Origin of the sequence: Nocardia niigatensis NBRC 100131 (assembly GCF_000308655.1) — a bacterium.
GTDB classification, from domain to species: Bacteria; Actinomycetota; Actinomycetes; order Mycobacteriales; family Mycobacteriaceae; genus Nocardia; species Nocardia niigatensis.
The window spans coordinates 9,742-31,365 of sequence record NZ_BAGC01000055.1; the positions used below are offsets into that span (position 1 = coordinate 9,742).

Here is a 21,624-nt window from a genome sequence, read left to right on the forward strand (position 1 = left end):
GTGTGGGCCCGCAAGCTTTCCCGGATGCCCCGCTCTATCGGGCGGACCGCGTCGGGGTCACCGGCGCAGGTAGGCGTCCACGAGAGGGCCGATCTGGGCCAGGACTTCGGCGGTGATCATCTCGTTGTGGCTGTACGGCAGCGGCCGGTCCTCGATGGCGCCGCCGATGTAGGGCCGCCAGGTACTGACGTTCGGGTTGGGGTCGGGGTTGTTGGCGGCGGCGAAGAAGAGCAGGTCGCCGTCGAAGACCTCGTGCTCGTGGGCGGCGATCTGCCGCAGCAGGTGCCGCAGATCGCTGTAGAAGTTCTCCAGTTCGGTTGCGGTGAAGGTGATTCCGGATGCCGCGAGCAGATCGGCCGCCCGGGCGGGGGTGAGGTGCTCGAGTTCCGGCGGAATGTCGATGCCGCCGAACTCGGCCAGCAGCATGGACAGCGGCGGCAGGGCGCTGTCGTCGGGCACCGCGACGTCGGCGCGCGAGTCGATCATGATCAGCGACGGCACGTCCGCGCCGCGACGACGCAGTTCGACGGCCATGGCATGCGCCAGCGGACCGCCCGCCGAGTATCCGAGCAGGTGGTACGGCCCCTCGGGCTGGACATGCTGGATCTCCTCGACGTACCGGATGGCCAGTTCGCGCACGGTGCGGTCGGCGGTGCCGCCGTCGGCGACACCCGGTGACTGGATGCCGTAGATCGGGCGGTCCCGATCGACGTACTGCACCAATCCGCCGTAGCACCAGGCCAATCCGATGGCCGGATGCACACAGAACAGGGCCGGCGCGTCGCCCTGCGGGCGCATGGGCAGCAGCACTCGCATCGATGCCGTCACCTCAGGCTGCTCGGCGGCCTCGACCAGGCGCACCGCCAGCGCGGCGGGCGTCGGGTCGAGGAACATCCACTGCAGCGGCATGGGGAGGCCGGTCCGCTCGCGTATCAGAGTGACCAGGCGGACCGCGCCCATGGAATTGCCGCCGATATCGAAGAAGTTGTCGTCCACACCGATTCGCGGGGACTCCAGCACGGTTTCGAAGGCGTCGACGAGTGTGCGTTCGGCGTCGGTGCGCGGGGCGCGGTAGACGCGGCGGACCGGGGCGGGCCGCGCCCGCACCACGGAGGCGGTGTCGTCGGGGGGATTTCCGGTGAGGGCGGGCAGCGGACCGCCCTCGGTGGGCGTCACGGCGAGCGTGCCGATCGCCGCCGTGGGCGCGGCGGTCGCCGCGTCCAGGAGGGCGAGGAACCCCTCCACCATGGCCGCGGCGGTGGCGCGGTCGAACAGGTCGGTGGTGAAGGTGAGCGAGGCGGTGATGCCCGCCGGCTCCCCCGTCGTCCCGAACTGTTCGGCCAGCATCCATTCCAGGTCGAACTTGGATCCGGGCGCGGGCGCTTCCAGGGGCCGAATCTCCAAGCCGGGCAGCGTGGTCGCCTCGGTGCGCAGGTTCTGGAAGGCGAGCAGCACCTGGAACAGCGGGTGGTGCGCGGTGGAGCGGACCGGGGCCAGCGCCTCCACCAGCCGCTCGAACGGCAGGTCCATATTGCCGTAAACAGCCAGGTCGGCCTGCCGCACGGCGTCGAGGGTGGCGGCGAAACCGGCGGCGGGATCGAGCTGGGACCGCAGCACCACGGTATTGACGAACATGCCGACCAGGTCGTCCAATTCGCCGTCGCCACGGCCCGCGACCACCGAGCCGATGGCGATATCGGTGCGGCCCGACAACCGCGCCAGCAGCACCGCCAGGGCGGTGTGCACCACCATGAACGGGCTGGCTCCGTGCCGGCGGGCGAGCACCTGGATACGGTCGTGAACCGTTGCGGGAACGGTGAATTCGATGCGGTCACCGGCACCGGAGGGGACCTCGGGGCGGGGCCGATCGGCAGGCAGCGCGTGGACCTCGGGCACACCGTCCAGGGTGGTGCGCCAGAACTCCAGCTGACGGCCGGCCAGGCTATCGGGATCGCGATCCGAGCCGAGCAGTTCGTGCTGCCAGAGGGCGTAATCGGCGTACTGCACCGGGAGCGGGATCCATTCGGGCGCCACCCCCGCCGACCGAGCGGCGAAGGCGTACATGACATCCCGGGCCAGTGGGGCCATGGACCAGCCGTCGGCCGCGATGTGGTGCACGGCCATGGCCAGCACGGTGCGGTCGGGCGCGATACGGAGCACGCAGACCCGCAGCGGGGTCTCGCGGGTGATGTCGAAGCCGCGGGACAGCTGGGCCATCAGGGTTCCGGCGATATCCGGCTCCGCCACTTCGAATTCGGTGATCGGTACCGAACCCGTTGTCGCGGGGAGGATCTCCTGGCACGGCCGGCCATCCGGCCCCACCGGGTAGATGGTGCGCAGTGTCTCGTGCCGGTCGACGACATCGTCGAGCGCCGAGCGCAGCACCGAAATACCCAGCGCTCCGGTGATTTCGAACGCTCCGGGGATGTTGTAGAGCGGCGAGCCTGGGTCGTAGCGGTTGAGGAACCACATGCGCTGCTGGGCCGCCGACAACGGAATCCGCTCGGGGCGCGGGCGCGGTCCCGGACGCGGACGGTCCGACGCGCCGCCGGTGGTGACGAGTTCGGCCAGTTCGGCCACGGTCGGGGCATCGAACAGGGCGCGCACCGGGACCGCCGTACCGAGTGCGGCGCCGAGCCGGGCCACCACCCGGGTGGCGATGAGTGAATTGCCGCCGAGGGCGAAGAAATCGTCTCCGCGCCAGACCTGATCGACGCCGAGCACCTCGGCGAAGGCCGCCGCCACGGCCGTCTCGACGGTTCCCTGCGGCGGCTGCTGTTCACCGACCACGAGCTGCGGTGCGGGCAGGGCATCCAGGTCCAGTTTGCCGTTGGCGGTGCGCGGCAGGTCGGGCAGGACCATGATGGCGGACGGCACCATGTACGACGGGAGTCGTTGTGCGGCCGCCTTCTTCAAGGCCACCGGGTCGGGTGCGGTTCCATCGGCGGCGACCACGTAGGCGGCGAGCATGCCGCCGCGTCCGTCGTCGCGGACCACGGCGACCGCTCGGGCGACCGTGGACTCCGCGGTCAGCGCCGCCTCGACGTCCCCCAGTTCGACGCGCAGGCCGCGCAGTTTGACCTGGGTGTCGGTGCGGCCCAGATATTCCAGGTTTCCGGCGCGACGCCGCACCAGGTCGCCGGTGCGGTACATGCGCCGACCGGCGGGCCCGTGCGGGTCGGCCACGAATCGGGTGGCGGTCAGGTCGAAGCGGTCGAAATAGCCACGCGCCACACCGATTCCCGCGAGGTACAGCTCGCCGACCACACCGTCGGGGACCGGACGCAGCCGGTCGTCGAGGACGACGGCTTCCATCCCGGGTGCGGCCCGGCCGATGGTGATCGGCGCACCGGGAGCCAACGGCGCACCGGTGGCCCACACCGTGGCCTCGGTCGGCCCGTAGTCGTTGAAGTGATCGCGACCCTCGGCCGCCCAGGTTGCGACGAGTTCCGGCGGGCAGGGTTCGCCGCCGGTGACGATCAGGCGCAGATCGTCGAGACCGGAAGGATCCACCGTGGACAGCGCCGACGGAGTGAGCGCGATGTGCGAGACCCGTTCGCGCGCCAGCAGTTCGCCGAGCTCGGGTCCGGCGAAGACGGTGGGGGGCGCGATCACCAGGGTGGCGGCCGCGCCCACCGCCATCAGCAGTTCCACGACGGAGGCGTCGAAACTCGGTGACGCCACGTGCAGAACTCGGGATTCGGAGGTTAGTGCATCCCGGTCCCGCTGCGCGGCCGCGAGATTCGCCAGCCCGGCGTGGGATACCACCACGCCCTTGGGCGCACCCGTCGATCCCGAGGTGAAGATGACGTACGCCGGATGTGCGGTGTCCCTGCTGATTTCCTGAATCGCGGCCGGATACGCCTGCGGGTCACGATCGTCCAGGCACCACCAATCCACCGTGCCCGGAAGCCGGTCGCACTGCGCACGCACGGTGAGGCCAAGGCATACTCCCGAAACGTCGATGATCCGGGCGATCCGATCCAGCGGGTAGGCCGGATCCACCGGGACGAACGCCGCCCCGGTCCGCGTGACGGCCCAGACCGCCAGCACCGATTCGATGGATCGCGGAATACCCACGGCCACCAGTGTTTCCGGCCCGGCCCCGGCCGCGGCCAGCCGCCGCGCCAGCTGTTCGGCCCGGGCGTCGAGCTCACGGTAGGTGAGCCGGCGGTCCCCGCAGATCACCGCGAGGCCGTCCGGATTCGCGGCGACCGCGTCGGCCATGAGGTCGGCCAGCGGGCGCGGGGACGCGACGGGTTCGGCGGCCGTGTGCAGACGCTCGTGCTCGGCCGCGGTGAGCAGGTCGAGATCGCCGACCGGGCGGGCCGGTTCGGCCGTGACCTCGGCCAGCACGCGCACCAGCCGGGCGGTGAAGTCCGCCATGGTCGATGCGTCGAACAGATCGGTGGCGTAGCAGCAGCGCAGTTCCAGGCCGTCCGTGTCGCCGATGACCGTGAGGCTCAGGTCGAAACGGCTGTTGGTCTGCGGTAATTCGAGCGGGGACACGGTCAGCCCCGGCAGTTGGAGCTCCGGCATGGCCAGGTTCTGGAACACCAGCATGACCTGAACGAGCGGATGCCGGGACTCCGACCGGGCCGGGGCCAGTACCTCGACCAGCCGCTCGAACGGGATGTCCGCGTGCTCGAAGGCGGCGAGATCCGCGTCCCGCACCCGATCCAGGAGCGTGGCGAAACCCTCCTCCGGGCGGATGCCGGTGCGCAGCACCAGCGTGTTCACGAACATGCCGACCAGGTCGTCGAGTTCCCGGACGCCGCGGCCCGCGACCGGGGTGCCGACCACCACGTCCCCGGTGCCGCTGAGGCGGGCCAGCAGTACGGCCAGCGCCGCGTGCACAACCATGAACGGGGTCGCGCGATGCGCGCGGGCGCAGCGGTCGATCGCGGCGGTCAGGTCACGGTCCACGCGCGCGGCGCACTCGGCCGTCCGGTGGGAGGCGCGGGCCGGGCGCGGCCGATCCGTGGGCAACTCCAGGTGATCCGGCACGCCGGCGAGGGTGTCCGACCAGTACTGGAGCTGACGCGCCGCCGGCGACCCGGCGTCGTCCTCGGAGCCGAGCCGATCCCGCTGCCACAGCGTGTAATCCGCGTACTGGACGGGCAGCGGTTCCCAGGCCGGCAGCTGCCCGGCAGCCCGTGTCGCGTAGGCGGCGGCCACATCGCGGGTGAGCGGGGCCATCGAGAAGCCGTCCGTCGCAATGTGATGCGCGACCAGCACGACCACGTGCTCTTCGAACCCGTCGGCCGGCACCGTGCGCGGGCCGTAACCGAACACGGCCGAGCCGATTCCCTCGCGGTCCTCGACCACGAATACCCGGACCCGCAGCGGGACGGCCGCGGTGACATCGAACCCGTGGCCGAGGGTGTCCGCGACGGCCTCGGGGAGCCGGTCGAGAGATACCGGCACCGGGTCGAGGTCGAGCGGCACGTCCTCGGCGGGGAGCACCCGCTGCACGCCGACACCGTCGACGTCCGGGTAGACGGTGCGCAGGGTCTCGTGGCGGGCCAGCACGTCCTGTAGCGCGGCGCGCAATGCGTCGTGATCCAGGCGGCCCGAAAGCCGCAGGGCCACAGGAACGTTGTACGCCGGGGAGTCGGGATCGAATCGATTGACGAACCACATGCGCTGCTGAGCCGGGGAGAGCGGAACCAGCTCGGGACGTTCCGTCCGGGTGAGATCCGGTGCGGCGGTATCGATCTCGGCGGCGGACAGGCGCACGGCCAGGTCCGCGACCACCGGGGACTCGAAGAGCAGGCGCACCGGAACGGCGCGACCCAGCTGCACGGCGAGGCGGGCGGCGACGCGGGTCGCGATGAGCGAATCGCCACCGAGAGCGAAGAAGTCGTCGCGAGCGCCGACGCGATCCAGCCCCAATACCTCGGCATAGGTCTCGGCGACGGCCACCTCGGCCCCCGCCGGGGCGGCGTACTCGGCTTGGACCAGTTGGGGTTCCGGCAGTGCGCGCAGGTCCACCTTGCCGCTCACGGTCAGGGGCAGCTCCGGCAGCACCTGCAGGCTGGAGGGCATCAGGTAGCGCGGCAGCCGCCCGGAAGCCCAGGTCAGCAGCTCGGACACCGGCACCGGATCCGTCAGCGAAACATACGAATACAGGGTCATCGCCCCGGCTGGGTTGCGCCGGGCGACCGTCACCGCGGCCTCGATGACCGGATGCGTGAGCAGGACGGCGTCGACCTCACCCGGCTCGACGCGGATACCGCGGATCTTCACCTGGTAGTCGCTGCGACCGGCGTACTCGAAGCCGTTCGCGGTGCACCGCATCAGGTCGCCGGTGCGGTACATGCGCTGACCGGCGGTGAACGGGTCGGCGACGAACCGGCTCGCGGACAGGCCCGCGCGACCGGCATAACCGCGCGCCAGACCCGGACCGCGCACATAGAGTTCGCCGACCGCGCCGAACGGTACCGGACGCAGCCAGGCGTCCAGGACGAGCAGGGATGCGCCGGGCACCGGGTCGCCCAGCAGGGTCGAGGTGCCGGCCGTCATGGGGTCGCCGAAGCTGGCGGCGATCGTGGTCTCCGCCGGACCATAGGAATTCACCAGTGCGCGGCCCGGACCGAGCCGGGTCACCAGGGCGGGCGGGCACGGCTCACCGCCGATGACGACCGTCCGCACGCCGCGCAGATCCGCCGCCTCGAGGGTGCCGAGCACACTCGGCGTGCACGTCAGATGGGTGGCCGCGCCGCGGCGGAGGGCCGCCGCCAGCTCCGTGCCCGCGCCGGCCTCCGGGGGTGCCACGACCAGCGTCGCTCCGGCGGCGAAGGCGGACATCCACACCAGTATGGCCGCGTCGAAAGCCGGGTTCAGGCAGTGCATCACGCGGGAGTCGCGCTGAATCCCACCGCGTTCCGCCGTGGCCGCGACCAGGGCGGCCAGACCGGTGTGCGGGACGACGACGCCCTTCGGGGTGCCCGTGGATCCCGAGGTGAACACCACGTAGGCCGCGTGCTCGGGGCGCAGGGGTGTGAGCCGGTCGGCGTCGGTGATCGGTTCGCCGGACCGTGCCTCGCACTCGGCGGCGAACACATCCTCGTCCGGGCGCAGCCACTCCACCTCGCCCGGCAGATCCGTCACCTGCTCCGAGGTAAGCCCCAGCACCGCACCGCATTCCGAGGCGATGGCAGCGGTCCGCGACGCCGGTTGCGTCACGTCCACCGGCACGAACGCGGCCCCGGTCTTCGCGATGGCCCACACCGCGACCATGGACAGCACCGACCGCGGCAAGGCGACCAGCACAGCCTGTCCGGGACCGGCCCCGACGTCGATCAGCTTCCGGGCCAATCGGTTCGACGCCTTGTCCAACTCGGCGTAGGTCATCCCGGCCGCAGACGCGGCGCTGACGATCGCCGGGGTGTCCGGGGATCCGCTGGCGGACAGCAGATCCGGGAGCAGACGCACCTCGTGAGCCGGGCTGCCATGCCGGATGGAGGGGGCGTCGAGCGGATCGATGCTGTGCAGCTGGGCGATTCTCCGGGTCGACTTGCCGGTGAGGGCGACCAGCAGATCGGCGAGCGCACGGGCGAGTGAATCCGCCTCGGACGCATCGAAATAGCGCGGCGAACGAGTCAGTTCGAGGCGGAGGCCATTGTTGGCGTAGGCGGCCAGCGAGAGCGGGTAGTGGGTGCCGTCCTGGGCGCGCAGGGCCATGACGGTGAGGTCCGCCTGGCGGGTGGCCGCGGTCAGAGTCGCCGCGTCCACCGGGTAGGACTCGAAGACGGTGGCGGTGTCGAAGAGCGGGCCCAGGCCGGTGGCGGTGTGGATCTCGTCGAGGCCCAGGTGCTGGTGTTCGGCCAGGGCGGCCTGCTCGCGCTGGACGCGGGTGAGCAGGTCGGCGATCGATTCGGCCGGGTCCAGGGTAATACGGACCGGGACGGTGTTGACCAGCATGCCGACCATGCGCTCGGCCCCCGGCAGTTCCGGCGGACGGCCGGACACCGTGGCGCCGAAGACGATGTCGGAGCCGCCGGTCTGCTCGGCCAGCAGCAGCGCCCACGCCACCTGCACGAGGGTGTTGACGGTGACCTGACAGGCCGCGGCCGTGCGGCGCAGCGCGTCCGGCAGGCCGTCGGGCAGGGGCACCTCGTGGGCGACCGGGGCGGTCGCGGCATCGGCACGCGGCGCGGCCGGGGCGATCAGGGTCGGGCCGTCGAGGCCGGACAGGGACTGCTGCCAGGCCTCGCGGGCCAGGTCGTCATCGCGGGCGGCCAGCCATTCCAGGTGCGTGTGGAACGGCGTCGGGATCGCGAACCCGGCGTCGTCACCGGAGGTTTCGTAGAGGGCGATGAGTTCCGCGAACAGCATCGGCATGGACCAGCCGTCGAGGATCAGGTGGTGGTTGGTGATGACCAGCCGGAATCGCCGCTCCCCAGCCGCGAGGCACAGGAATCGGATCAGCGGCGGGCGGTCGACCGAGAACGGCTTGCGCAGCTCGGCCGCGGCGATCTCGTCCAGCTCTTCCGACGTGGCGCCGAAAGCCTCGCGGTATTCGCACGGCACCGCGACCTCGGCCGGAATCACCTGCACCGCACCGGCATCCGAGGCCAGGAATCCGGCGCGCAGCACATCGTGGCGGCGGACCAGCGCCTGGGCGGCGGCCGTCAGCCGGTCGAAGTCCAGGTCGGCTTCGACATCGATGATCGCCTGCACGGAGTAGCCGTCCGGGCCGCCCTCGGCCAGCTGCGCCTGGAACAGCAGGCCGCGCTGCAACGGCGTCAGCGGCCAGGCGTCGGACAGCCGGCCGAAAGCCCGCTCCCACGACTCGATCTCGGGCTGTGTGACGTTCAGCAGCGCCAGATCGCCGGGGGTGAGGCCACCGGCGCCGGGCCGGCGCACCAGTTCGGCGATCTCGCCGACGGCCGAAAGCCATTCCCGCGCCAGCGCTTCCACGTCCTCGGTGGCGACCGCATTGCCGGCGTACTGCCACACCGCGTGGATCCGCTGCCCGTTCTCCGACTCCAGGGTGATGGCGTCCACCGAGATCACCGCCGCCAGCGGCATATCCGGATCCGCGTGCCCGCCCAGCCGATCCCCCATCGAGATCGGCAGCCAATCGGCCGGCGCCGCCAGCTCGAGAACCTGACCGAGATAGTTGAAGCCGATCTGCGGGTCCGGCAGCGCTGCCAGCTCCCTCGCCGTCCGCGCGTTCAGGTAGCGGACCAGCCCGTACCCGAACCCGCCACGCGGCACCGACCGCACCTGCTCCTTGACCGTCTTCAGCGCGGCATCCACCACGGAATCCCCGTCCACGGCCACGGGTCCCAGCCGCACCGGCACCTGTGCCGTGAACCAGCCGACCGTCCGGGACAGGTCCGCTCCGGGCACCGCGGCCTCGTCGCGACCGTGCCGCTCGACCGCGACCACCGTGCTCGCCGCGTCAGCGCCCTGCCCGGCCCGCCACCGCGACAAGGCCAGGGCGAGGGCTGCCAGCAGGGCGTCCTCGACGCCGCAGCGGTAGGTGTCCGCGAGCCGTTGGGACAGTGCCGCCGACACCTGCCCCGGTAGCTCGATGTCGATCCGGCGGGCGGTTCGGTGGGTGTCCGCAGCCGTATTCAGCCGACGCCGCCCGATCAGGGCATCCGGGGCCAGCACGTCACGCCAGTAGCCGAGTTCCCCTGCAGGCCAACCGATTTCGGATGCCAGCGAATCATCGCCCTCGACACCCGGGACGCCCGGTGACGCCAAGGCCTCGAGAGCGTACGCCCAGGTACGCACCGAGGTCCCCGTCTCCCGCAGCTCGGGCTTCGTTCCGGCCACGGCCTGCGTCCACGCGGACATCAAGTCGGGCAACAGGATTCGCCACGAGACCGCGTCACAGGCCAGGTGGTGGGCGGCTATCGCCAACTGGCCCGGCCGCGCCGGACCGGCGTCCAGCCAGATCAGCGCGAGCATCCGGCCCGCACGCGGATCCAGCCGGGCGGCCGCCTCGGTCAGGGCCCGGTCGATCGCCGCGCCGGACACTCCGGCCGCCGCGCAGTCGAATCGCATCAGTAGCGGCGCCGCCTCCGTGTCCTCGGCCGGCGGAACGTCCAGGCGGAGACCGTCATCGGTGTCGACCAGGCGGGCGCGGAGCATGTCGTGCCGGTCGAGCAGGGCCTGGACGGTGCGCAGCAGCACCGGCAGTTCGGCCCCGGCCGGCACCTGCACCACCATCGACTGGGCGAAATGCCGCCAGCCGGGCCGCGACAGCAGCCAGGCCGCGATCGGGGTGAGCGGCAGCCGGCCCACGCCACCGCCGGGCAACTCGGGCAGCCGGCGCGGCCGGTCCTCCAGCCGGGTCACCACGGCCGCCAGGGCTGCGGGCGTGCGGTGTTCGAAAACCTCACGGGCCGAGAAGACCAGGCCCGCCGCACGGGCACGCGACACCAGAGTGATGGCCATGATCGAATCGCCGCCGAGCGCGAAGAACGAGGTGTCGGGGCCGGCCTCCGTCCCGAGAATCTCCGCGAACAGGCTGCACAGCAGGCGTTCGGTGTCATTGGCGGGACCGCGAACCGACATCGGCTGCGCCACTACGGGTTCCGGCAGCGCCCGGCGATCCACCTTGCCGTTCGGCGTGAGCGGCAACGCCCCCAGCACAGTGACCGTCGCGGGCACCATGTACGGCGGCAACCGGTGGGCCGCGTGGTCCAGCAGCTCGGGCTCGGTGATCACCTGACCGGCGTGCGGCACCACATACGCGGCCAGCACCGAACCGCCACCCGGACCCGGACGCGCCACCGTGACCGCGATCTCCACCGACGAGTGCGAGTTCAGGACGGCGTCGATCTCCCCCAGCTCGATGCGCATGCCGCGTAGCTTCACCTGGAAGTCGCCGCGCCCCACATACTCGAGCACGCCGTTCCCGGTCCAGCGCACCAGATCTCCGGTGCGATACATGCGGGCCCCGGCCGGACCTGCGGGGTCGGGCACGAAACTCTCGGCGGTCAGCCCGGGACGGCCCACATACCCGCGCGCCACCCCCGGGCCCGTCACGTACAGCTCCCCGGCCATCCCGACCGGCACCGGCCGCAGCCAGCGATCCAGCACCAGCATCCCGGCGCCCGGAATCGGTTCGCCGAGACCGGCATTCACGCCGGGAACCAGTCCGTGGGTATAGGTGACGGCTACAGTGGTCTCGCTGGGGCCGTAGGAGTTCAGCAGATCCCGGCCGATCCCGAAGCGCGCCACGATATCCGGCGGGGTCGGCTCGCCGCCCGACGACACCGCTCGCACCCCGGCCAGCGCGTCCGGCTCCAGGGTGGACAGCACGGCGGGCGTCGAACACACCTGGGTGATACCGAAAGCCTCGACCAGACCGGCCAATTCGGCGCCCACCACCGGATCCGACTCCGCCACCACCAGGGTGGTACCCGACGCGAACGCCATCAGCCATTCCAGCACCGACGCATCGAAACTCGGGTTCAGGCACTGCAGAACCCGCGATCCGGGATCGACCCGGTACGCCGCCACGATCGCCGCGGCCAGCCCGGCCAATCCGGCATGAGTCACCGCCACGCCCTTGGGCACACCGGTCGATCCGGAGGTGAACACCACGTACGCCGGATTGCCGATCCGCGGTGCCCGCACCTCCTGCGCGGTCAGCGGCTCATCGGACAGTTCCGCGTCTCCCGTCACCAGGGCGTCGACGGTGATCCACCGGACCGAATCCGGCAGCGAGTCAGTCGATTCCGCGAACGTGAGGCCGATCTCCGCGCCCGCTTCGGCGGCGATGCGCGCCACGCGGCCGGCGGGCAGCGCGGTGCCCACCGGCACGAAGGCCGCGCCGGTCTTGGCCACCGCCCACAGCGCGACCATCGCCTCGATCGAACGGGGCAGCGCCAGCAGCACGGTCGATTCCGGCCCGACGGCCGCCACGTCACCGGATGCGGCGTTCAGGATCCGGCGCGCGAGCCGATTCGACAGCGCGTCCAGCTCGCCGTAGGTGAGCCGCCGGTCGCGTCCCATGACGGCAATCGTCTCGGGTCCGGCCCGGCACAGGCCCTCCGCCAGGATCTCCGGCAGCAGTCGCGGCTGCGGCGCTTCCGGCCCGTGCGCCCCCGCCAGCACCGGATTGTCGTCCGCCACCGTGTAATCCAGTGCCGCGACCGATGTTCCGGCCTCGGCGTCCAGCAGCGAATCCAGCACCGCGAGGAAACGCCGGTGATGCCTGCTCAGTGAATCCTCATCGTACAGACGCGGATTCGCGGCGAAGTCGACGTGGATCGGCGCGTCCGCGCCGTGCTGGTAGAAGTTGACGAAGAGGTCCTCGATCGGACCCGAGGTGACCACGTGCAGGCTCGACTCCACGCCCTCGAAATCGATCCCGGCCGGGAACAGCATGATGTTGATGACCGGCCCGGTCATGCCCCGGCCGAACTCGTCGCGATCGGCCTCGCCCCGCATGTCCTCGTGCCGGAAACGCTGGTGCCGCAAGGCCCCCGACGCCGCCACCCGCACGGCGTCCAGCACCGCGCCCACACTGCCCGCACGCGGCACCGGCACCCGCAGCGGCACCACATTGGCGATCATGCCGCCGGAGCGCCGCAGCAGCGCCGTGGTCCGGCCGGAAACGGGCAGGCTCAGGACCACGTCCTCGGTGGCCGTGAGACGGGCGTAGTACAGCGCGACCGCCGCCATGACCACGCCCGCCGGACTGGTGTCGAAGCGGCGGGCCGCGCGCTCCAGGCGCGCCGCGGTCCGTTCGCCCAGCTGGGCACGCGCCTCGCGGGCCAGCGCGCTCGCGGGCGCGGTGGCCCCGACCAGGCTGCACCGGTCGGGCATGCCCGCGGTGACCTCGCGCCAGTAGTGCTCGTCGGTGGTGTACCGGCTGGATTCCCGGTACGCCATCTCCGTCTCGTGCACGTCCAGCAGCGAGGCCGCGGTGCCGGGAGGCGCCGATTGCCCGCACACCGCGGCGTTGTACAGCTCGGCGACCCGATACAGCATGGTCATCGAGCCGAATCCATCGATGAGGAGGTGGTGTGCTCTGGTGTACCACAGGTGATGGGACTCGCCGACCCGGATCACCGTTGACAGTCCGGTCCGCGCACCGAACAGATCGATCGGCGCCGCGACATCGGCGCGCATCCACTCCAGCGCCTCGGCGACCGGGTTCGCCCGGTCCTGGAAATCCAGGAAACCGACGGCGGCTTCCAGCTCGGTGTCGACCGCCTGATACGGCCGGCCCTCGACGTCGACGAATCGCAGCACACCCGAACCGAATTCACGCGCCGCCCGCGCCCCCGCCAGCCGCAGGACCGCCAGGTCCAGCGGTCCGCGCATCTCGATGTACTGGGCCTCCGACAGCGGCACCGCCGGATCCAGTTGCTGCGCATAGAACATTCCCAGCTGAGCCGGGGAAAGGGGGAAGACGGTAGCGGATCGATCCGCCGCGATCTCACGCGTCATGGGCACTGCCTAACTGCTGGTCGAACAGGATTCTGGGTCGGCATCCACCTCGTAGGCGGGTAGGTAGGCGTGACGAGACGTCAAACGCCCCACCATCACCGAGCGCACATGAGAGGGCAGATTCGGCGCGAACTTGCGCACGTACGCATCGGCCCACTCCGGCCGGTCGAGCACGAACGGAAAATCGGTCGTCATCATGGTGCGCACCACCAACATCGGCAGCGGGGCATCCAATGGCCGAAAATCTTTGTTCCACAGGCCCGGTTGATCACAACCGGGATAAAACTGCCCGAGCATCGTGCCGCGCTCCACGAATTTGGTCTTGAATTCCGCGTGTATCTCATCGATCAGCGAATATTCCCTCAAATTCGGAAATACGGTGATCAATGCGCGCAGCACCGAGGTGGAACTGCCGTTCCCCGTCGGCAGCGCGGGATAGAGCTCCAGCGCGTCGCGGATGATCGCGCGCACCCGCATGGGTCGCGGTTCCGCGGCCGGTACCTGCGCCAGCCACAGCAGGTCACGCCGCATCGAGGGGCGGACATACGGGCAGACCGGCCCGTCGCGGCCCAGTTCGTCACTGGGTCGGGTCAGATAGGAGTCGGCCCAGGATCGAAATGCCGCCACTGTGGATCGGGCGGCAGGGCACGATGATCCGGTGTCCCCCAAGGAGACCCATTGCAGCCCCGAGCGGGGGCCGATAACACGCTCGCTCATGAACTCACCTCGGATGATCGAGCTACGGCAGACGATGCGCCGTTGCCCACTCCTATCAAATAGTGCTCCGGTCATGGGCCGTTAACACGAGTAGTGGGTTACCCAATTCATCCACAGTGACCCGAATTTCGGGGGGTGACGTAATAAAAAAAGACCGGTCAGCTATTGACCGGTCTTTCCTGTGAAGCTGGGATCAGGCGCCGAGCAGGCGCGCGGCCAGGTAGCCCTCCACCTGATCGAGCGCAATGCGCTGCTGCGCCATCGAGTCCCGCTCACGCACTGTCACGGCCTGGTCCTCCAGCGTGTCGAAGTCGACCGTGATGCAGAACGGGGTGCCGATCTCATCCTGCCGGCGGTACCGGCGGCCGATCGCGCCGGCGTCGTCGAAGTCCACATTCCAGTTCTTGCGCAGCTGCGCGGCCAGATCCTTGGCCTTCGGCGACAGGTCCGCATTGCGCGACAACGGCAGTACAGCCGCCTTGACCGGCGCCAGCCGCGGATCCAGGCGCAGCGTGGTGCGAGTCTCCATGGTGCCCTTGGCCGTTGGGACCTGCTCCTCGTTGTAGGCATCCACCAGGAACGCCATCAGCGAGCGAGTCAGACCGGCCGCCGGCTCGATGACGAACGGGGTGTAGCGCTCGCCCGAGTTCTGGTCGAAGAAGCTCAGATCCGTGCCGGAATGCTCGGAGTGGGTCTTCAGGTCGAAGTCGGTGCGGTTGGCGACGCCCTCGAGCTCACCCCACTCGGAGCCCTGGAAGCGGAAGCGGTACTCGATGTCCACCGTGCGGGTGGAGTAGTGCGAGAGCTTCTCCTTCGGGTGCTCGTACAGCCGCAGGTTCTCCGGGTCGATGCCCAGGTCGGTGTACCAGGCCAGGCGGGTGTCGATCCAGTACTGATGCCACTGCTCGTCCTCGCCCGGCTTGACGAAGAACTCCATCTCCATCTGCTCGAACTCGCGGGTCCGGAAGATGAAGTTGCCCGGGGTGATCTCGTTGCGGAACGACTTGCCGATCTGCGCGATGCCGAACGGCGGCTTCTTGCGCGCGGTGGTCTCGACGTTCTTGTAGTTCACGAAGATGCCCTGCGCGGTCTCCGGGCGCAGGTAGTGCATGCCCTCTTCGGACTCGACCGGGCCCAGGTAGGTCTTCAGCATCATGTTGAAGTCCTTGGGCTCGGTCCACTTGCCCACGGTGCCGCAATCCGGGCACACGATGAGCTCCATGGACACCGAGTCCGGGTCGTCGATCTTGTTCTTCTCGGCGTACGCCTCCTGCAGGTGGTCCTGCCGGTGCCGCTTGTGGCAGTTGAGGCATTCCACCAGGGGGTCGTTGAACACCGCGACGTGGCCCGAGGCCACCCACACCTGACGCGGCAGGATGATCGACGAGTCGAGGCCGACCACGTCGTCGCGGCTGGTCACCATGGACCGCCACCACTGCCGCTTGATGTTCTCCTTGAGCTCGACACCCAGTGGACCGTAATCCCAGGCCGACCTCGTTCCGCCGTAAATCTCACCGCTCGGGTACACGAGACCCCGGCGCTTGGCGAGATTGGCGACGGTGTCCACCTTCGACTTGGGTGCCACTGAACAGTTCTCCATCCGTATCCGGAAGATTGCAAAGGATTCAGACCAGCCTATCGGTCGCGGGCAATCGACTTTGCACCCACTGCCCCTACAAGCTGGGGATGCGTGCTGTTTCGACCCCTCGGTCTCGATTTCACAGCAGAGCAATTGCCGCCCCGACGCGCCGAGTACCTGTTTGACATGCGCACCCGTGCATATAAGAATGGCATCGGTTTCCAATAAGGAGTTGGTTCGATGACCACGGACAGCGGCGCGCCCCTGCGGCGCTCGCACGTCGCGACGGAGACCCCGGCCGCGATCCCCCATGACCCGTACCCCTACCGGTCTCCCCAGCCGCCGGCCGTGCCGTCGCGCACCATTCTGGACTCCGCCGGCGAACTCTTGCGCGCACTCGCCGCGCCGGTGCGCATCGCCATCGTGCTCCAGCTCCGGGAATCGCCGCGCTGCGTGCACGAGCTGGTGGATACCCTTGGAGTGACCCAGCCGCTGATCAGCCAGCATCTGCGGATCCTCAAGTCGGCCGGGGTGGTGCGCGGTGAACGCACCGGACGCGAGGTCATCTACGAACTGGTCGACGAACATCTGGCACACATTGTCATCGACGCGGTAGCGCACGCCGAGGAAGGGTGAACCGTGGGAACAAGCGAGAAGACCGTCGGGGTCCGCAGCACCCGCCAGCGCAGTGCCATCGCCGCCCTGCTCGCGGACATCGACGAGTTCCGCTCCGCACAGGAGCTGCACGACGAACTCCGCAAGCGCGGTGAGGGCATCGGCCTGACAACGGTGTACCGGACGCTGCAGTCGCTCGCCGACGCCGGCATGGTCGACGTGCTGCGCACCGACACCGGGGAATCGGTGTACCGGCAGTGCTCCACCGGGCACCACCATCACCTGGTCTGCCGCCAGTGCGGGCGGACCGTCGAGGTGGAGGGGCCGACCGTGGAGGCCTGGGCGGACTCCATCGCCACCGAGCACGGGTTCACCGATATCAGCCACACCATGGAGATCTTCGGCACCTGCCAGAGCTGCTGCCACAAAAGCTGAGCATCACGAAAAGCCGCATGCCCCTTGCACATTACAAGGGGCTTGCGGCTTTCGCGGTCCGCGATCTCAGGCCGCGGGCACCAGCTCCGGAGCGAGTTCCGGGGCGGTCCGGCGAGTGCGGGCAAGGCCGACGCCCAGCAGTGCGAGGCCGGCCGCGGCCCAGCACAGCAGGACCGTCAGCGGGCCCGCGATGGCGGCATCGCCGAAGAAGGCGGCCGAGCGGAGCAGGGTGGCGGCGGCGCCGGGCGGGAGCAGCTGGCCGATCTCGCCCCACGGCCTGGGCAGCAGCTCGGGCGCGGAAGTGGCTCCGGAGAACGGGTTTCCGACCAGCAGCATGGTGAGCACGGCCAGACCGACGCCCGCCCGGCCGAACGCGGCGGCCAGGCCGACCACGGTGCCGGCGACGGCGAGCGAGACCAGTCCGCTGATCGCGGCCATGGTGAGGTAGGCGCCGGGCAGCAGGTGCAGCCAACCCTGGACGATCGACATGCTCAGCAGCCCACCGGCGATCGCGAAGGCGGCCAGCCCGAGCGCGCGGACCCGCGGCGACGGCACGAGCAGGGTCAGCAGGACTCCCCCGGCCAGGCCGGACATGACCAGCGGCAGCACCATTGCGCCGAAACCGCTTCCGCGCGGATCGTGGACGTCGGCGGCGACCACGTCCTGCACGGGGGCCGCCTGCGCGCCGTCCAGTTGCTGGGCGAAGGCCGAGAGCTGTTGGGCCACAACCGGACTCGCGGCCGAGGCGATGAGGACGCGGGGCTGTCCGCCGGTCAGGATGGCGCCGTAGACATCCCGGTGTTCGATGGCGGTGCGGGCGTCGGATTCGCCTGCCACGGTGCGGATGTCGAAGCCACCGGGCTCGCGATCGTGCAACTGCTGCGCGACCGCGGCCGCCTGCGGTCCGGTGATGGCGATGGGGAGATCGCGGGGCGCGACGCGAGCGGCGGGCCAGGCGAAGGCGATGAGCATCAGGGCCTGAATGGCGGCCGCGACGAGTCCGATCGCGAGGGAGCGCTGCACTGTATTCATGAGCCATCCAAAGAAAGCGAAGGTTCGTTCTTTTTGTTGAGGACAAGGCTGACACCCCACTGTCACCTTGTCAAGAACGGATATTCGTTTTACTTTGGGCACATGCCCAGAGTCAGCGAGGAACACCTGGAACGCCGCCGGCAGCAGATCCTCGATGCCGCCCAGTCCTGCTTCGCCCGCAAGGGCCTGCACGCCACCACCATGCAGGACGTGTTCGCCGAATCCGGACTCTCCGCCGGTGCGGTCTACCGCTACTTCAAATCCAAGGACGACATCATCAAGGACCTCGCCACCGAGGCCACCGTCGACCTACGCGCCGCCCTCAGCGAGGCCGTCTACAGCGACCCACTACCCACGCCCCCGGACCTCGTAGGCATCATGTGCGATGCCATCGTCCGCCTCAGCACCCCCGGCGGGCCGGTCCGGATCATCCCCCAGGCCTGGTCGCTGGCCCTGACCGACGCCAATATCGCCGACTACGTCCGCACCAATATCCTCGGCATCCGCCGCCTCTGGTTCGACTACGCCGAGCGTATGCGCGAGGTCGGCTGGCTCCCCCCGGACGCCGACACCGACGCGGTGGCCAAGATCTTCCTCGGCCTGCTCCCGGGCTTCATCCTCCAGCATCTCATCCTCGGCGACGTCGACTCCGACACCTTCGCCCGCGGCATCACCGAGATGCTCCCCGACTACCGCCGCGCGGCCGCGGCCGCCGCCGAATCCACCAGCGCCTGAACCGAACCCGCCGACGACGTCAGGGCAGCAGGCCCTGACGCGCGCGGCCCGCCCCGGACAGGGTGAGCAACAGAATGGTCGCGAGGGGCTCGTCCTCCAGCCCGGCCGCGGGGAAGGTGTACCGCAGGATGACGTCGGCCAGCTTGTCGCGGGACACCACGGTGAGCGTGCCGAACTGGAGCGCGGCGTTGCGTTCGGCGACCCGCTTGTGCAGCTGCGGTTTCACCGGTCGATCCCAGGCCAGGATGCACATGAGCGCCAGCACATCCAGGCCCGGCGACAGGTTGACGCCGCGCAGCGAGCACAGCGCGCCCTCGTATTCGAAGCCGAGCCCGCCCTCCTCCTCGCGGACGTCGACGCCGTAGCGCATGAGCAGGGCCTTGGCACGGAGCTGGAGCTCGTCGGCGGGGGTCGGCTGATCGGTCACTTCACACCTCCGAAGCGGCGGTCGCGCTTGGCGTACTCCAGGCAGGCGTCCCAGAGGTTGCGGCGGTCGAAATCGGGGAAAAGCGTTTCCTGGAACACGAATTCGGCGTACGCGGCCTGCCAGATCAGGAAGTTGGAGCTGCGCAGCTCACCGGAGGGCCGCAGGAACAGGTCCACGTCCGGCATATCGGGTTCGTCGAGGTAGCGGGCCACGGTGGCCTCGGTGACCTTCTCCGGGTCGAGTTCCCCGGCGGCCACCCGGCGCGCGATTTCCCTTGCGGCGTCGGCGATCTCGGCCCGGCCGCCGTAGTTGACGCACATGGTGAGGGTCATCACCGTATTGTCCCGGGTGAGCTCCTCCGCGATCTCCAATTCCTTGATCACGCTGCGCCACAGGCGCGGTCGGCGACCGGCCCAGCGCACCCGGACACCCATCTCGTGCATCTCGTCGCGGCGGCGGCGGATCACATCGCGGTTGAAGCCCATGAGGAAACGCACCTCCTCGGGGCTGCGCCGCCAGTTCTCGGTGGAGAAGGCGTAGGCCGACAGCCACTTCACGCCCATCTCGATACAGCCCTCGACGGTGTCCATGAGCACCGCCTCGCCGCGCTCGTGCCCCGCCGTGCGCGGCAGCCCGCGCTCCTGCGCCCAGCGCCCGTTGCCGTCCATCACCAGCGCCACATGCCTGGGCACGAACTCCGCCGGAATCGCCGGCGGCTTGGCCCCCGACGGATGCGGCGACGGCGGCCGCACAACACGCTGCTCAGTCGATGACTTCCGGTTCCCGATCACGCCCACCATCCTGCCCGATGCCCGCCACGCCCGAACGCCGCCCACGGCATTCCTACCGGACCTCCACATTTCCTCTACCCGGCGGCACACGGTGGGGGGCAAAACCGGCATTTCGCCCCCCACCATGTATATCTCGCCGGTCAGCTGGGAAGCGGTGCGAGGCAGGCGCGGTAGGTGCCGAACGGCAGGACGGCGTCGTAGACGAGGTCGCCGGAGGGCGTGAATTCCGAGATGCGCGGCGTGATGCCCCAGCTGACGAAGGTGTCGCCGTTCGGCAGGGTCTGGGCATTGCCCATGGCCGGGGTCACCAGGCCGTCCGGATGCTCCTGATTGCGGATCAGGCTCACGCGCCCGGCGGCCGGATCGATGTCTGGCCGACACTGCGAGAACGGACGCGGCAGCCAACCTGTTCGTCGAGCTCGACCGAGAACCGCCGGGAACCGTAGTCGAAAGTGCGGGCGCCGTCCGCCGACAATCCCAGATCGGGTATCGCCCGATCGGCGAACTCGACGACGCTGATCCCGAGTTCCGCCGCCATGTTCGCGATGGCCGTATCGGCCGATCTCCGCACGTACGGATGCTTGGTGTGCTCGCTGACCCGCTGCACGGCGACTCGGGCAGTGTGCGTCCCGATCTGCGTCAGCGCGTCCAGTGCCGCCTCTGCACGGGTGACCGCGCGATCGCCCTCCGCGATCCGCCGCAGCCGGCCGACGACCATGTCGTCGCCGAGAAGACCGAGCGCGCGCGACACCCACGGATTACGCTTGGCCGGATAGCTTTCCTGCTCCCAGAGCTGATAGAGCATCCAGGCGAATTCGCCGAGGGACACCGGATCGGCGGCGACGACCACCATCGGCACGCCCGCGTACACCGATTCTCCGGCCGACATCATGAGCATCGAAATGAGATGCCCCACTACGGATTTCGGGAACACCTCGGTTCCACCACGCACCCGAATCCGCGGCAGCGAGCCGACGTTCAACCAATCCGGAGCCGTCGGGACGCGAGTGGGCAGAAACAGCAGAGGATCCCGGTCCAGCACCGCCGTCGTCGTGGCGACTGCAGCGTCCCCATAGCCCGCGGCGGCTTCCAGGATGACCTCGCGGTGGCCGTCGCCGTCGAGCAGGCGCAGCACCCGCTCGGCCTGCCGCCGCAACTTCACCGCCTTGCCCAGGGCGAGCGGAATCAAATCGCTCGTCGCCGTGTCCCGATGGCGTCGGAACCACGCCTCGGCATGAGCCACCAGGGTTTTGTCCTCGTCCAGAAACGACAGCATGAGGTGCGAGATCTCGGTGCCGTCGAATGGCGGCAGCAGGTGATTCCCGTACCAGTAGTTCGACGCGGCCGCCCCGAGTTCGAAGTCGACCACCTCCGAACCGAATCGCCCCAGCAGCCGCCGATGCGGATCCAGCAGCGACCAGCCGGGCGGATCATCCTGTCTGACCGGCAGGTGCAGCCGGTAGCGACGGCGCTGCTCGATCTCCAGCAACCGGTGCAGATGCGGACGGGCCAGATGGTCGGGCGCGTCGGCGAGAATCTCGACGAGCGGGTAAGCGGGCAGCGCGATCGCATTGCCGACCTCTTCCTCCCACATCGCCTCGGAGCCGACCCATCTTGGTCGCGTCTGTGCCCACTCTTGCTGTTCGCCCGGCAGCCACGCCAGCCGGACGGGCCGGTCGACCCGTGTCAGCTCCAGTACCGGAGGCCGATTCCGCTTGCGGTCCAACCAAGGTGGCGACACCAGGACCTCCGGCAGATCGGCCGGATCGGCATCGACGGGTACAGCGCGGCCCATGGGTCCCCCAGGTGGCATTTCCGGTTCGTTCGCCAGAAACGTAGCGCTGGGCACCGACAACCGGAGAAGCCCA

At 69.7% G+C, this 21,624-nt stretch carries 11 protein-coding genes; 3 read left to right on the forward strand and 8 right to left on the reverse strand.

From position 1 onward, the window contains the following. Positions 1-57: 57 nt before the first annotated feature. The 3 genes from ON33_RS26345 to ON33_RS26355 form a co-directional block, all read right to left on the reverse strand. The gene (locus tag ON33_RS26345) at positions 58-13,425 is read right to left on the reverse strand and encodes a non-ribosomal peptide synthetase (protein ID WP_051152824.1); all 13,368 of its coding nucleotides are present in this window, start codon (positions 13,423-13,425) and stop codon (positions 58-60) included. A 9-nt stretch (positions 13,426-13,434) separates the two neighbouring features. Beyond that, a complete protein-coding gene (locus ON33_RS26350) occupies positions 13,435-14,142 on the reverse strand; it encodes a DUF6875 domain-containing protein (RefSeq protein ID WP_245550715.1) in 708 nt (235 codons plus the stop codon). Positions 14,143-14,335: 193 nt separating this feature from the next. After that, positions 14,336-15,727 (reverse strand): glycine--tRNA ligase, encoded by a 1,392-nt coding sequence (locus ON33_RS26355; RefSeq protein WP_040861787.1) that lies wholly within the window; start codon positions 15,725-15,727, stop codon positions 14,336-14,338. Between the two features lie 234 nt (positions 15,728-15,961). Between ON33_RS26355 and ON33_RS26360 the strand changes: the two genes are divergently transcribed. Both ON33_RS26360 and ON33_RS26365 read left to right on the forward strand, forming a co-directional pair. Further along, the gene (locus ON33_RS26360; RefSeq protein ID WP_040861788.1) at positions 15,962-16,357 is read left to right on the forward strand and encodes an ArsR/SmtB family transcription factor; all 396 of its coding nucleotides are present in this window, start codon (positions 15,962-15,964) and stop codon (positions 16,355-16,357) included. A 3-nt stretch (positions 16,358-16,360) separates the two neighbouring features. Next, positions 16,361-16,771: a Fur family transcriptional regulator gene (locus tag ON33_RS26365; protein WP_040861789.1), complete on the forward strand. Its 411-nt coding sequence runs from the start codon at positions 16,361-16,363 to the stop codon at positions 16,769-16,771. Positions 16,772-16,837: 66 nt separating this feature from the next. On the opposite strand, the gene ON33_RS26370 is transcribed toward ON33_RS26365, so the two are convergent. After that, positions 16,838-17,803 (reverse strand): preprotein translocase subunit SecD family protein, encoded by a 966-nt coding sequence (locus ON33_RS26370; RefSeq protein WP_040861790.1) that lies wholly within the window; start codon positions 17,801-17,803, stop codon positions 16,838-16,840. Positions 17,804-17,905: 102 nt separating this feature from the next. Between ON33_RS26370 and ON33_RS26375 the strand changes: the two genes are divergently transcribed. After that, entirely contained in the window at positions 17,906-18,538 is a 633-nt protein-coding gene (locus ON33_RS26375) for a TetR/AcrR family transcriptional regulator (RefSeq protein ID WP_051152826.1), read from the forward strand. Between the two features lie 19 nt (positions 18,539-18,557). On the opposite strand, the gene ON33_RS26380 is transcribed toward ON33_RS26375, so the two are convergent. The 4 genes from ON33_RS26380 to ON33_RS26395 all read right to left on the reverse strand — a co-directional run bounded on the left by ON33_RS26380 (position 18,558) and on the right by ON33_RS26395 (position 21,551). After that, positions 18,558-18,965, reverse strand: coding sequence for a hypothetical protein (locus ON33_RS26380; RefSeq protein ID WP_040861791.1), 408 nt, complete (start codon positions 18,963-18,965; stop codon positions 18,558-18,560). Then, complete coding sequence (locus ON33_RS26385) at positions 18,962-19,765, reverse strand: isoprenyl transferase (protein ID WP_040861792.1); 804 nt, start codon at positions 19,763-19,765, stop codon at positions 18,962-18,964. Before ON33_RS26385 ends, ON33_RS26380 begins: the two co-directional genes overlap by 4 nt. Positions 19,766-19,896: 131 nt before the next feature. Further along, positions 19,897-20,103 carry a hypothetical protein gene (locus tag ON33_RS26390; RefSeq protein ID WP_040861793.1) on the reverse strand — a complete coding sequence of 69 codons (207 nt, stop codon included), beginning with the start codon at positions 20,101-20,103 and terminating at the stop codon, positions 19,897-19,899. Further along, on the reverse strand, positions 20,100-21,551 hold the full coding sequence (locus ON33_RS26395) for a HEAT repeat domain-containing protein (protein WP_040861794.1): 1,452 nt from the start codon (positions 21,549-21,551) through the stop codon (positions 20,100-20,102). Before ON33_RS26395 ends, ON33_RS26390 begins: the two co-directional genes overlap by 4 nt. Positions 21,552-21,624 lie beyond the last annotated feature (73 nt).

What these genes read in the sequence shown, in the direction of transcription:
- ON33_RS26370 (WP_040861790.1), bottom strand. Translation starts at nt 17,803, where the DNA reads ATGAATACAGTGCAGCGCTCCCTCGCGATCGGACTCGTCGCGGCCGCC.
- ON33_RS26375 (WP_051152826.1), top strand. Translation starts at nt 17,906, where the DNA reads ATGCCCAGAGTCAGCGAGGAACACCTGGAACGCCGCCGGCAGCAGATC.
- ON33_RS26395 (WP_040861794.1), bottom strand. Translation starts at nt 21,551, where the DNA reads ATGGGCCGCGCTGTACCCGTCGATGCCGATCCGGCCGATCTGCCGGAG.
- ON33_RS26360 (WP_040861788.1), top strand. Translation starts at nt 15,962, where the DNA reads ATGACCACGGACAGCGGCGCGCCCCTGCGGCGCTCGCACGTCGCGACG.
- ON33_RS26345 (WP_051152824.1), bottom strand. Translation starts at nt 13,425, where the DNA reads ATGACGCGTGAGATCGCGGCGGATCGATCCGCTACCGTCTTCCCCCTT.
- ON33_RS26385 (WP_040861792.1), bottom strand. Translation starts at nt 19,765, where the DNA reads ATGGTGGGCGTGATCGGGAACCGGAAGTCATCGACTGAGCAGCGTGTT.
- ON33_RS26350 (WP_245550715.1), bottom strand. Translation starts at nt 14,142, where the DNA reads ATGAGCGAGCGTGTTATCGGCCCCCGCTCGGGGCTGCAATGGGTCTCC.